The organism is Isosphaeraceae bacterium EP7 (genome assembly GCA_038400315.1).
GTDB lineage: Bacteria > Planctomycetota > Planctomycetia > Isosphaerales > Isosphaeraceae > EP7.
In genome coordinates this window covers 3835861-3848682 of sequence record CP151667.1, presented here as the reverse complement: position 1 = coordinate 3848682, position 12822 = coordinate 3835861, and the positions used below count along the sequence as shown (strand labels likewise).

Genomic DNA, 12822 nt, shown 5'->3' with positions numbered 1-12822 from the left:
AAACTTCGGATGAATTGTCAAGCACGAAACACCTGAGGGTGTCCGACTTCGGACAGATCCGCCCCGTTGCAACGCTCAGACACCCCCCGCATGCCCGATTCGACCTCGACCAAACCGGCGGAATCCCCAAGGCTTATCGCCACGACCTCGACATTGTGAAAAATTTCTCGAAGAATCTTCCAGGGTGTTGACAGCCCCTGGACGCGACGGGTAAAACCTCTTTCATCGAGGCAGACTCTCCCCCCGCGGATCACGCAGAGTGCCGACCCCTCCGACTCGCCGCGGCCCCTCGGGCCGCAGGCTGGCCGCGGGGCGTCCGTCCGGGGCTGAGGGGGAAGGATGATTGACATGCCGGAACCGATCCGCCGCTCGTCCTTGTCTGTCGGCATGGACTGGGCCTCCCGGGTGACCACGATCGGGCTGGAGTTCAGTCTCCCGGCCCTGGCCGGCGTCGCTCTGGACCGGTGGCTGGGCATTAAGCCCTGGGGCGTGCTCGTCGGTTTCGCCCTCGGCTTTGCCGTCGGCATGGCCCATCTGCTCAAGATCGCCAAGACTGGGATCGGGCCCGGAGCCGACGACCGGCCGGCCTGACCTTCGACGGGCACCAGACACAACCTCCGAAGCCGACGCTCGACGCAGGGCGTCGAACTCTCCGCCGACCATGGATCCAACCGGGACGCCCCCTCTCATGGCCGAAGGTCACAGCCACAACCCGCTCGACCACGTCATCGACCATAACTCGATCGAGCTGCCGTTCTGGGACATCCAACTCCCGAATGTCCTCGGCCTGCAGATCACCCGGTTCATGGTGATGGAACTGCTGGCGGCGGTGCTCATCGCCCTCATCGTCATCCCGCTGGCGCGTCATATCGCGCGGTCGCCGGTGACCCGGGGGCCGATCAAGAATCTCTTCGAGACGCTGCTCCTGTTCGTGCGGGACCAGGTGGCCAGGCCGGCCATCGGCGGCCACGACGCCGACAAGTACGTCCCGTATCTCTGGACGCTCTTCTTCTTCGTCCTGACTTGCAACCTGCTGGGCATGGTCCCCGGCGGGGCGTCGGCCACGGGCAATATCAACGTCACGGCCGTGCTGGCCGTCATGACGCTGGGCACCGTGATCCTGGCGGGCAGCCGGGCGATGGGGCCCGTCGGCTTCTGGGTCGGCATCGTGCCGCACCTGGACGTCCCGGCCCTGCTCAAGCCGCCGCTCTGGGGCCTGATGTTCCTGATCGAGGTGGCGGGCCTGTTCATCCGGCACATCGTGCTGGCCGTCAGGCTCTTCGCCAACATGATGGCCGGGCACATCGTGCTGGCGGTCATCCTGGGCTTCATCCTGGTGGTGGAGCACAGCAATCTGTTCGCGGTGGTGATGCCGGCGAGCATCGTCGGCTCGGTGGCCCTGAGCCTGCTCGAACTCTTCGTCGCGTTCCTCCAGGCCTACATCTTCACCTTCCTGTCGGCGTTGTTCATCGGCTCGGCGGTGCACCCGCACTGATCGATCCCGGCGGGTGGGCGAAGGCCGTCGGGATCGGTCCGACGCAACAGCCCCATGCCCGCCTCGGCCCCTGAAACCGGGCGAGGGACGCTCCCTCACCCCACCCCGGCGGACCATCGATCGGCCCGCCGCACCCGGCAGCACCCTGACCTGTGGAGCTTCGTCCGCGATGAAACTCGTGAAGACCGCCGCCCTCGCCATCGTCTCCCTCGCCTTGATGCAGGCCCAGGTCATGGCCCAGGCCACCGCCGGCACCGCCGCCGTGGTCGCGTATCCGTTCTCCGACCTCCGCGCCCTGGCCGTCGGCCTGGTCATCATCGGCGCCGCGGCCGGCATCGGCGGCCTGACCAAGGCGGCCGTCGAGAGCATGGCCCGCCAGCCCGAGACCGCCTCCAACATCCAGACGGCCATGATCATCTCGGCCGCGCTGATCGAAGGCGTCACGTTCTTCGCCCTGATCATCATCGGCTTCATCCTGGCCGGTTGATCCCGGGCCACCAAGGGCGGGCCGCCCTCGTCTCGAACCGGCCCGCCCGCCCAGGCCCTCGTCACTCCGCGTCGCGGCGTGCCGGGGCGGCCCGGGGTGCAATCCCGTGTCCGCCCGTCGCGTCGAACCCAAGCCCGACCGGTCTCGCCTCACGAGGTCTCCTCCCATGTCCCGGCTCTCGAACCTGGCGCTCGCGCTGATGCTGCTCGGCGTGGCCCTGGCGCCGGCCCGACCGGCCCGGGCGCAGGCCGCCGACGGGCACTCGCCGGCCGCGATCGCCAAGCACGCCTCCGACGAGGTCGCCCACGCCGAGGCCACGGCCCACACCGCCGTCGCCGAACACGCCGCCGCCGCCGAGGCCAAGTCGCCCAATATCCTCGCCGTGCAGCTCCCGCTGGCCGTCTGGACCGCCGTCGTCTTCCTCGGCCTGCTCGCCGTCCTCGGCAAGTTCGCCTGGAAGCCGCTGATGACCGCCATGCACCAGCGCGAGGAGCACCTCGAACACGTCCTGCTGGACACCGAAAAGGCCCGCAACGCCAGCGAGCAGCTGCTCCTCGAGCACAAGCGGCTCATGGACCAGGTTGCCCAGCAGCACCAGGCCATCCTCGTCAAGGCCCGCCAGGAGGCCGAGGTCGTCGCCAACGACATCGTCCAGAAGGCCCAGGCCGAGGCCGAGGCGTCCAAGGTCCGTGCCCAGCGCGACATCAGCACGGCCCGCGACGAGGCCCTCGACCAGATCTGGACCAAGACCGCCGACCTGGCCGTCTCGGTCGCCGGCAAGGTCCTCTCCCGGTCGATCGGCGACGACGACCATCGCCGGCTCGTCGAGATGGCCACGAATGAGCTGCCCGCAGCCAACGGCCATGGGGGCCACTCATGACCGAGACCGCCCCCGAGGTCTACCACCGCACCATCCTCGACGATGCGGCGCCCGAGCTGACACGCAACTACGCCGAGGCCCTGGTCAACGTCGCGCAGAACGGGGATGACGCCTCGGCGCTGCTCGACGAGCTCGACGAGCTGGTGGCCGACATCTTCGTGGCCAACCGCCGGTTCGCCTCCATGCTCAGCTCACCGGCCCTGTCGACGAGCGACAAGGACCGGATCCTGTCGGAGACGTTCGGCGGTCGCGCCTCGGACACACTGACCAGGTTCCTCCGGGTGCTCAACCAGCACGGCCGGCTGGACCTGCTCGGCCCCGTCTCGCGCAAGGCCAGGGCGATCCTCGACGGCCGGCTCAATCGCCGCCCGGTCTCGATCCGCTCGGCCGTCGCGCTGGACGAGTCGCAGCAGTCGGCCTTGTATGACCGGCTGGCCGCGATGCTGGGCGCCACACCCGTGCTGAGCCTGGCCGTCGACCCCTCGCTGATCGGCGGCCTGGTGATCCAGGTCGGCGACGACGTCTACGACGCCTCGGTCAAAAGTCGACTTGAGAAACTCAGGCAGGGCCTGATCGAAGGGAAGACGCATGAAATTTCGAGCCGACGAGATCACTTCAGTCATTCAGCGTGAGATCGAGCAGTTCGAGGCCGGCGTCGCGCGGTCCGAAGTCGGCCGGGTCCTCGAGGTCGGCGACGGCATCGCCCGCATCCACGGGCTCTCGGGCGTCATGACCGGCGAGATGGTCTCCTTCGCCAACGGCGTCAAGGGCGTGGCACTGAACCTCGAAGAGTCGAGCGTCGGCGTCATCATCCTGGGCGACTTCACGGGCATCCGCGAGGGCGAGACGGTCACCGCCACCGGCGAGCTGCTGCGCGTCCCGGTCGGCGAGGCGATGGTCGGCCGGGTGGTCAACCCGCTCGGCGCGCCGATCGACAACAAGGGTCCGATCGTCACCGAGCACAGCCGCCTGGTCGAGTCGATCGCCCCGGGCATTGCCGCCCGGCAGCCCGTCGACGAGCCGATGCAGACCGGCCTGAAGGCCGTCGATGCGATGACGCCCATCGGCCGCGGCCAGCGTCAGCTCATCATCGGCGACCGCAAGACCGGCAAGACCGCAATCGCCATCGACGCCATCCTCAACCAGAAGGGGACCGGCGTCATCTGCGTGTACGTCGCCGTCGCCCAGAAGGAATCGACGACCGCCGCGCTCGTGGAAGTCCTTCGCCAGAACGGCGCGATGGACTACACCATCGTCGTCGCCTCAGGCGCCAGCGACCCGGCCCCGTTGCAGTACCTGGCCCCCTACGCCGGCTGCGCCATGGCCGAGTACTTCATGTACGAGAAGGGGGGCGCCACCCTCGTTGTGTACGACGACCTCTCCAAGCAGGCCGTCGCCTACCGCGAGCTGTCGCTGCTGCTCCGCCGCCCGCCGGGCCGCGAAGCCTACCCCGGCGACGTCTTCTACGCCCACAGCCGCCTGCTCGAGCGTTCGGCCAAGCTGGCCAACAAGTACGTCATCGTGCCCGAGTCGCACGACCCCAAGGCCCTGATCGAAGATTCGGCGGGTGTCGACGGCAAGGTCTACATCGGCGTGCCTGGCGCCGAAGAGGCGGCCCATGCGCTGAAGGAGCACTTCTCGCAGGGCCACAAGGTCGTCAAGACGACCAATTCAGGCGGCTCGCTCACCGCGCTGCCGATCATCGAGACGCTTGAGGGTGAGGTCTCGGCCTACATCCCCACCAACGTCATCTCGATCACCGACGGCCAGATCTACCTCCAGCCCGACCTCTTCTTCGCCGGCGTCCGCCCGGCCATCGACGTCGGCATCAGCGTCTCACGCGTGGGCGGCAAGGCCCAGATCGGCGCGATGCGCAAGGTCGCCGGCGGCCTCCGCCTCGACCTGGCCGCATTCCGCGAGCTGGAAGCCTTCGCGCAGCTCGGTACCGAGCTGGACAAGGCCACGCAGCTCCAGCTCGACCGCGGCTACCGCATGGTCGAGCTGCTGAAGCAGCCGCAGTACCAGCCGCTCAACGCCGTCGACCAGGCGATGAGCATCTACGCCGGCTCGGAGGGCTTCCTCGACGAAGTCCCGATCAAGGACGTCCAGCGGTTCGAACGGGAGTTCCTCCATTTCGTCCGCGACGCCAAGCCCGCGCTCCGCGAGCAACTGCTCAAGGAGAAGAAGTTCAACGACCAGATCATCTCGGAGCTGAAGGCCGCCCTGAACGAGTTCAAGGCAGCCTTCCGCCCCACTGCCGTCCTGGTGAAGACCGCCGCCGTCGCGGCGGTCTGACCCAAGAGACGAGACGCGGCCCCCCGAGCCCTCTTCCCGCCGCGCCCGCGCGGCGGGAAGAGGGCCGCACCGAACCCGGACGCTCCGACGCAGCTCCACGCGAGATCCCCCGATGGCCAAGGCCCGCGCGATCATCAAGCGCCGCAAGTCGGTGCAGAACATCCGCAAGATCACCCGGACGATGGAGCTGATCGCCACCGCCCGATTCAAGAAGGCGCTGGATCGCGCCACCGAGGCCGAGGCCTACACTCGCAAGATCGCCGAGCTGGTGGCCGACCTGGGAGCGACGGCGCAGAACGTCAGCCACCCCTTGCTCGAGCCCAGGGCCGAGGTCAAGCGGTCGCTGATCCTGGTGCTCACCTCCAACCGCGGGCTGGCCGGCGGATACAACGGCAACGTGATCCGCGCCGCCACTCGCACCTATTTCGACGAGCAGGCCGAGGGCGTCTCCACCTCGGTGGAAGTCGCCGGTAAGCGCGGGATCTCCTACTTCCGGTTCCGCGGAATCCCCACCGACGCGTCGTTCACCCAGTTCGACGACAAGCCGCAGTTCGAGGAGATCGACGCGATCGCCGAGCGTTACATCGGCCTCTACGTCCGCGGCCAGATCGACCGGCTCCAGGTCGTCTACACCAAGTTCATCAACGCGTCCAGGCAGCAGGCCGTCGTCACCACACTGCTGCCGATGACCGCCGTTGAAGTCGCCGAGACCCCCGCCCCGATCCGCCACTCCGCCGCCTTCGCGGCGAAGGCCGAGACGCCGGCCGCCAGGCGCGTTCCCTACGAGTTCGAGCCCGACGCCCGCTCGATCCTCGAAGAGATCGTCCCCGTCTCGTTCAAGGTCCGGCTGTTCAAGTGCTTCCTCGACGCGGCCGTCAGCGAGCAGATCGCCCGGATGGTCGCCATGCGGGGGGCGACCGAGAACGCCGACTCGATGGTCAAGTCGCTCACCATGCTCTACAACCGGGCCCGCCAGGCCCAGATCACCGGCGAGTTGGCCGAGATCATCGGAGCCGCCGCGGCCCTCGAATAATCGACCCTCGCTCCGCCCCGCCCGACCGCCCGCACCAGTGACCGGCGCGGCGGGCACCCCGGATCTCACGCAGACACCAGACGGCTCAAACGCACAGTCAGACACAGAGGAAGGGATCAGACGCCCATGGCCACCGCGACCGCGACGGGACGGATCGCCCAAGTGATCGGCTCGACCTTCGACGCCGAGTTCGACGAAGGGCACCTGCCGGAGATCTACAACGCCATCGTCGTGGACACCGACCAGAAGGGCGTCCGGATCCACCTGGTCGGCGAGGTCCAGCAGCACCTCGGCGGCAACCGGGTGCGCTGCGTGGCCCTGGGCTCGACCGACGGCCTGGTCCGCGGCATGCCCGTCCAGGACACCGGCGGGCCCGTCAGCGTCCCCGTCGGAAAGGGGACCCTCGGCCGCGTCTTCAACCTGCTCGGAGACCCGATCGACGGTCGCGGCTCGGTCCCCCATGAAGAGCGCTGGCCAATCCACCGCGACCCTCCTCGGTTCGACGAGTTGTCCCCCAAGACCGAGATGCTGGAAACCGGCATCAAGGTCATCGACTTGCTCACCCCGTTCGTCCGCGGCGGCAAGATCGGCCTCTTCGGCGGTGCCGGGCTGGGCAAGACGGTCATCCTCACCGAGCTGATCGCCCGCATCGCCAAGGTGCACAGCGGCTACTCGGTCTTCGCCGGGGTCGGTGAGCGCACCCGCGAGGGGAATGACCTCTGGCTGGAAATGCAGGAGACCAAGATCGGCTCCTCCGGCAAGAGCGTCATCGACAGCACCGTCATGTGCTTCGGCCAGATGAACGAGCCCCCCGGCGCCCGCCTCCGCGTCGCCCTCTCGGCGCTGACCATGGCCGAGTGGTTCCGCGACTCGACCGGTGCCGACACCCTGCTGTTCATCGACAACATCTTCCGGTTCAGCCAGGCCGGCTCCGAGGTCTCGGCCTTGCTGGGCCGGATGCCGTCGAACGTCGGCTACCAGCCCACGCTGGCCACCGAGATGGGTGCGCTCCAGGAGCGGATCACGTCCACCAACAAGGGGGCCATCACGTCGGTGCAGGCCGTCTACGTCCCGGCCGACGACATGACCGACCCCGCGCCGGCTACCACCTTCGGCTTCCTCGACGCCTTCATCGTCCTCTCGCGGTCGATCTCCGAGAAGGGGATCTACCCGGCCGTCGACCCGCTCGGCTCGTCCTCCCGAATTCTCGACCCGCAATACGTCGGCGAAGAGCATTACGAGGTCGCCCGCCGCGTCCAGACAATCCTCCAGCGCTACCGCGAGCTTCGCGACATCATCGCCATCCTCGGCGTCGATGAGCTGTCGGAAGACGACAAGACCATCGTCCATCGCGCCCGCCGCATCGAGCGGTTCCTGTCGCAGCCCTTCTTCGTCGCCGAGGTCTTCATCAACAAGCCCGGCCAGTACACCACCCTGGCCGACACCATCCGCTCCTTCCGCGAGATCTGCGACGGCAAGTGGGACCACCTGCCCGAGAGCGCCTTCCTTTACGTCGGCAGCGTCGAGATGGCCGAGGAACAGGCCAAGAAGATGGCCCGCTGAGGCCAGACGAAGCGAATCGAACCCAACGCGTCGCGCGGGCCATTTAACCGGCCGCGCGGCGCGTCGATCGTCGCCCACGCACTGACGGCTCGCCCGAGACCGCATCGCCCCCTCGAGAGAAGAAGGCGCCCCGACCATGTCCACGGCCGATTTCGCCGAGGCCCACGCCGGAAAGAAGCCGGGCGACCGCATCCAATGCCTGGTCGTCACGCCCGAGAAGACCATCATCGACGAGATGGTCGACTTCGTCGCCGTCCCCCTGCACGACGGGGAACTGGGCATCCTGCCCGGACGCTCCCCCGTCATCGGCCGGCTCGGCTATGGCGAGCTGCGGACCAAGGTCGGCGACCAGGTCCGCCGCTACTTCGTCGACCGCGGCTTCGTCCAGGTCCGCGACGACGTCGTGACCGTCCTGACCAGCCGAGCCATCCCGGCCGCCGCCATCGAAGCCGGCGCGGCCAAGGCCGAGCTCGCCAAGGCGCAGGCCATCCGGGCCGTCGGCGACCTCGAACAGGACGACCGCGAGCGGGCCATCGGCCGGGCCCGGGCCCTCGTCCACGTCGCCACCAAGTAAGACCGGACCGCTCCTAAAACAAGCCGGCAGGGCCGCCGTCTCACCGCGTCAGGCGGTGCCGGCGGCCCGCTCGCCGACGTCGAAGAATGCCGGATCCTGGTGCATCGGCCGCACTTCCCAGCGGTCGTTCTCCACCCAGGCGTGATGCAGCACGCTCACGATCCCTTCGTGCAGCTCGACTTCCAGGAACCCCGGCGGCCTTGTCCCGATCTTGTCGTGCATCAAGGGCGCCCCGGCGTTGAGGCAGAGCTGTTCGGGGACGGCCCGGGGTCGGAACGCCCAGGCTGCGTGGACGTGGCCGCAGCAATAGAGGTGAGGCCCCAGGCCGGCGAGCCAGGCCTCCACCTCGGGCGCGTTCTTCATCCGCTTCTTGGCCAGTTCACCGGCCCAGAAGGTCGGGGCCTCCAGCGGATAGTGGCACGCCACGATCAGCCGCTCGGGCCGGTTCGCTTCGTCGGCCAGCAGCGCCCTGGCCTCCGCGAATTGCTTCTCAGGGAGCCGGCCGGTGGCCGAGAGGTGAGAACGCGTCGGATCAAGCCCCAGGATGGCCGTGCGCTCGTCGAGCCGGCGCAGCCAGGGGAACGTCGACCTGGGGGCGAACTCGCCGAAGTGCGTCTCGAACTCCTTGGACCGCACCGAACCCCAGGTGTACCGATCATGGTTCCCGGGGATCACCGTGGCACGCTCGGGGTCGACCAGCAGCGGCTCGAGGGCGGCCCTGGCGACGTGGAACTCGTGCCGCAGCGCCGTAGTGGTCAGGTCGCCGGTGATCAGCACATGGTCGGCGTTGAGCGCCTCGATCCGCGCGACGACCTCTTCGAGACGTTCCAGGCGGAACCGACCGGCGCGGCCCGAAACCAGCTCGATCATGCCGACGGCGCGTTTGCTGAACAGCTTCCAGGGCTTCCAGGCGTAACGCCAGACGTGAACATCGGATAGGTGGATGAATCGCACTCGCCGTCTCCGTTGCCAGTCACGCTAGAAGTGCCAGCCGAACCAGCCAACGATCACGTCGTAAGCAGTATGCGTGCCGACGGCCACGCCGAACCCGCGGGCCACGAACACCCAGGCGAAGTAGACCCCGGCCAGCCAGCGGAAGATGAATGCGAACCAGGTGAACGACTCGCCGGGCGCCCCCGCATGATGGGCCAGCGAGAACAGCAGGGCCGAGCCGCTGATCGCCAGCGTGCCGGCGATGACCCCCGGCAAAAGGATCAGCCGCGCGGCCCCGTAAATCAAGGGGACGAGTGCCAGGCGGAAGAGGGCCTCCTCATAGAGCCCCGCCCCCAGGAACCCGACCAGGGGGGCCGCCGGATGCGCCAGGCCCGCAGCCAGGACCTCGGGCCCGTCCATCTGGGTAAACCCCAGGTCGACAACGCGGCTCAGGCCGATCAGGGCCACGGCCAGGAGCAGGCTCTCCGCGGCCATGCCCGGCAAGAGCATGGGCGAGAACTTCCAGTCGCGGCGGTCGACCGCCTGCCAGCCGACGAGCGCCAGCACCAGGCCCAGCGGCGGGAGCCATCGATCAGTCAGGCCCAGGACGCCCAGCGCGTGCCGCATCCAAGAATCGGCCCCCGCCCGGATTGTGCCCGAGCCCCCGCCCAGCCAGGCGACGCCAAGCTCATAGGCCAACAGCGCGGGCAAGATGAAGAGGAGGCAGGGGATCGGCCTGCGGGTGGCCGACCAGTACGACGAGTCGACGGCCGCCGGCGGGGGGGCCTCGCCCCACCATCGGTGGTCATATCCGAACCGCGACCTTGGCCGCGTCCGGGGAGATCGGGGGATGGCATTCGTCGTTTTCGTGCGCACCGGATTTTCATCGACCATCGCGGCGGACGAATCGAGCCATCCCGCCCACGTGGAGTCGTCGCGGTTGTTCGAAATTTTCGGAAAGAACGAACACAACGAAATTTCGGGCGGCCTTGTAGGGGCCTGAGTCCACTAGTACCATTACCCGGGAGTTGAATGGCGGCCTCGTCCCGATGAAGCGCCGCCTTCCCCTCGAACAAGCAGAATCCGCTCCACGATCAGCCTTTAGGCGCCAGACCGAGTCAAGTGGGCGTGGGTCCGTCCTCATTGACACCCCGGACGTCCGCCCCGCCGCCCTGCCATGTTGCAGGGGCGTCGCGGGGCGTTGCCCGTCCCGGGAGACGATGAGCCGTGGCCTCGCGCCAGGAGGATCGTCGCGTGACATCGCGGTTTCGTCTCGTCGTGGTCGTCGGCTCGCTCACCCTGGCCGGTTGCGGCGACTCGTTCCATGCCGGCCCGATCGGCTACACCGAGAACGCGCAGCTGGGCATTGACCTCAAGGACAAGCCCAAGCTCCAGGCCGCGGTAACCCGGGCGATGGCCAATCTGTACGGCCCCACGCCGCAGCAGATCAAGGTCCCCGCCGGCTCCGGCCTCCCCGACGGCGGCGTCCACCTGACCAACCTGATCCAGCAAGGAGAGGGGGACCGCACCGAGGTCCGGCCCATCGCCCTGCCCCGGGTCGACGAGGCGTCGGGCCAGTACATGGCCAGCAAGTCGACCGGCAAGCTGCTGGGAGAGCCGCAGGAAGGGGGCTATGCCCTCTACCGCAAGCACTGCCTGCACTGCCACGGCGTCGACGGCGCCGGCAACGGCCCGACCGCGTCGTTCCTCTTCCCCCGCCCCCGCGATTATCGCAAGGGCCTCTTCAAGTTCACCTCGACTCCCACCGGCGCCAAGCCGACCCGCGAAGACCTGCGGAAGACCCTCAAGTACGGCCTGCACGGCACCTCGATGCCCGCCTTCGAGGCCCTGATGAGCAATCGTCAGACCGAGCAGGTTATCGATTACCTGCTCTTCCTGAGCATGCGGGGCGAGACCGAGCTGGGCCTGATCGCCGAGGCTGGAGTGGCCGATGAGGAGACCGCCGACGAGGCGATCTCCGACACGGTCGCCGTCGAGATCGCGCAAAGCGTCTTCGCCAAGTGGAAGGCCGCCGACTCGCAGGTCGTCACCCCCGAGACCCCGCGTCCGCCCAGCACCCCCGAGAGCATCGCCCGCGGCCGCGAGCTGTTCCTGGGCCTGAACAAGACCGGCAACAAGGTCGAGTGCGCCGGCTGCCACGGCGCCCAGGGGCGCGGCAATGGCCCCAGCTTCATCGACGAGGCGACCTTCACGCAGGTCGTCTTCCGGGGCGACCCCAGTGGGATGCCGACCCGAGTCGAGGCCCTCACCGACAAGCAGAAGGAACTCTGGAAGGCGTCGGTCGACGAGTGGGGCGACCCGCTGCGGCCGGCCAACCTCACCCGGGGCGTTTACAAGGGCGGCCGACGCCCCCTGGATCTCTACTGGCGGCTGGCCAAGGGGATCAATGGCGCCAAGATGCCGGCCCACCTGGGGTTGATCAAGCCGGATCAGATCTGGGACCTGGTCAACTTCGTCCTCGCCCTGCCCTATGACCCGACGTTGCTGAAGGGGGCGACCCTGCCCGGCACGCCCGCGGCCGTCCCCGCGGCGGCCCCGGCTCACGCCGCCTCGCCGACGACGAGCCCGGCGCCGGCCGAAGACCCCCGGGTCGCGGTCAGGCGTTGATCAAACGGCCTGCCGCCCCGACCGCGGCCTTGCCCCGCCCCGGTCGGCGGCGAAGGTCGGCATGAAGGCCTCTGCGGGCGGCACGGACACACGCACTCTTCGCCTTGAGAATCCCTGGGAGCGTCCCTCGTGCGTTACTGGCCCCTCCTCTTCGCCGCGGCCGCAGTCTTCGCCGTCGGCAGCTTCGTCTACTCGCCGTTCGACCCCGACTGGTGGCTCCCCGCGGGCCCCGAGGGGGGCCTGACGTCGGTCTCGTCCATCGGCCGGCGCATCGACAGCCTCTATATCCTGATCCTGGTCATCACCGGCGTCGTCTTCATCGGCACCCAGATCGCCCTGGTCTGGGCCACCTGGCGATTCGCCGACGCCCCGGGCCGGGTCGCGCAATACTTCCACGGTAGCCAGCGATTGGAGGTCATCTGGACGATCGTCCCGGCGGCCATCCTCGTCTTCATCGCGCTGTACCAGATGGGCACCTGGGCCGACATCAAGTTCCGGTCGTCGGCCCCCAAGATCCAGCCCCTGGCCGAGATCACCGGCCGCCAGTTCCAGTGGGTGATGCGGTACCCCGGCCCCGACGGCGTGCTGAACACCGGCGACGACCTCCAGCTTGTCAACGACCTGCACTTCGTCAAGGGGAAGCAGTCGCTGATCTACCTGAAGGCCTCCGACGTCATCCACTCGTTCTTCCTGCCGGCGCTCCGCATCAAGCAAGACGCAGTCCCCGGCCTGACGATCCCCGTCTGGTTCGACGCCGACACCCAGGGCAAGTACGAGCTCGTCTGCGCCGAGCTCTGCGGCTGGGGCCACTACAAGATGCGCGGCAATGTCACCGTCCACGGCTCTCAGTCGGACTTCGACGAGTGGATGGGTCGCGCCCTGAACGAACAGAACCGGGACACGGTCGCCGCCGTCGGACCCCAGGGGAGATGAC

The 12822-nt window shown here is 68.3% G+C and carries 13 protein-coding genes; 11 read left to right on the top strand and 2 right to left on the bottom strand.

Features of this window, described 5'->3' with window-relative positions:
- The first annotated feature begins 348 nt into the window (after positions 1 to 348).
- The 9 genes from EP7_RS14905 (at position 349) to atpC (ending at position 8327) form a co-directional block, all read left to right on the top strand.
- The gene (locus tag EP7_RS14905) at positions 349 to 591 is read left to right on the top strand and encodes an AtpZ/AtpI family protein (protein WP_463522027.1); all 243 of its coding nucleotides are present in this window, start codon (positions 349 to 351) and stop codon (positions 589 to 591) included.
- 97 nt (positions 592 to 688) lie between these two features.
- Positions 689 to 1495: a F0F1 ATP synthase subunit A gene (gene atpB, locus EP7_RS14900; protein WP_463522025.1), complete on the top strand. Its 807-nt coding sequence runs from the start codon at positions 689 to 691 to the stop codon at positions 1493 to 1495.
- 169 nt (positions 1496 to 1664) lie between these two features.
- Complete coding sequence (gene atpE, locus EP7_RS14895; protein WP_463522023.1) at positions 1665 to 1982, top strand: ATP synthase F0 subunit C; 318 nt, start codon at positions 1665 to 1667, stop codon at positions 1980 to 1982.
- A 166-nt stretch (positions 1983 to 2148) separates the two neighbouring features.
- Positions 2149 to 2862, top strand: a complete 714-nt coding sequence (gene atpF / locus EP7_RS14890) for a F0F1 ATP synthase subunit B (RefSeq protein WP_463522021.1) — start codon at positions 2149 to 2151, stop codon at positions 2860 to 2862.
- Entirely contained in the window at positions 2859 to 3494 is a 636-nt protein-coding gene (gene atpH / locus EP7_RS14885) for an ATP synthase F1 subunit delta (protein WP_463522019.1), read from the top strand. The genes atpF and atpH overlap by 4 nt, the downstream gene beginning before the upstream one ends.
- The gene (atpA, locus tag EP7_RS14880; protein WP_463522017.1) at positions 3451 to 5157 is read left to right on the top strand and encodes a F0F1 ATP synthase subunit alpha; all 1707 of its coding nucleotides are present in this window, start codon (positions 3451 to 3453) and stop codon (positions 5155 to 5157) included. Before atpH ends, atpA begins: the two co-directional genes overlap by 44 nt.
- Positions 5158 to 5269: 112 nt before the next feature.
- Positions 5270 to 6190, top strand: coding sequence for an ATP synthase F1 subunit gamma (gene atpG, locus EP7_RS14875; RefSeq protein WP_463522015.1), 921 nt, complete (start codon positions 5270 to 5272; stop codon positions 6188 to 6190).
- A gap of 126 nt (positions 6191 to 6316) precedes the next feature.
- Positions 6317 to 7753, top strand: coding sequence for a F0F1 ATP synthase subunit beta (gene atpD, locus EP7_RS14870; RefSeq protein ID WP_463522013.1), 1437 nt, complete (start codon positions 6317 to 6319; stop codon positions 7751 to 7753).
- Between the two features lie 136 nt (positions 7754 to 7889).
- Entirely contained in the window at positions 7890 to 8327 is a 438-nt protein-coding gene (gene atpC / locus EP7_RS14865) for an ATP synthase F1 subunit epsilon (protein WP_463522011.1), read from the top strand.
- A gap of 48 nt (positions 8328 to 8375) precedes the next feature.
- Here atpC and EP7_RS14860 read toward each other — a convergent pair whose 3' ends face one another.
- A complete protein-coding gene (locus tag EP7_RS14860) occupies positions 8376 to 9281 on the bottom strand; it encodes a metallophosphoesterase family protein (RefSeq protein ID WP_463522009.1) in 906 nt (301 codons plus the stop codon).
- Positions 9282 to 9305: 24 nt separating this feature from the next.
- Positions 9306 to 10136, bottom strand: a complete 831-nt coding sequence (locus tag EP7_RS14855) for a CPBP family intramembrane glutamic endopeptidase (RefSeq protein WP_463522007.1) — start codon at positions 10134 to 10136, stop codon at positions 9306 to 9308.
- 378 nt (positions 10137 to 10514) lie between these two features.
- On the opposite strand from EP7_RS14855, the gene EP7_RS14850 reads away from it, so the two are divergent.
- Positions 10515 to 11888: a c-type cytochrome gene (locus EP7_RS14850; RefSeq protein WP_463522005.1), complete on the top strand. Its 1374-nt coding sequence runs from the start codon at positions 10515 to 10517 to the stop codon at positions 11886 to 11888.
- 129 nt (positions 11889 to 12017) lie between these two features.
- Positions 12018 to 12821: a cytochrome c oxidase subunit II gene (locus tag EP7_RS14845; protein WP_463522004.1), complete on the top strand. Its 804-nt coding sequence runs from the start codon at positions 12018 to 12020 to the stop codon at positions 12819 to 12821.
- The last annotated feature ends 1 nt before the right edge of the window (position 12822 follow it).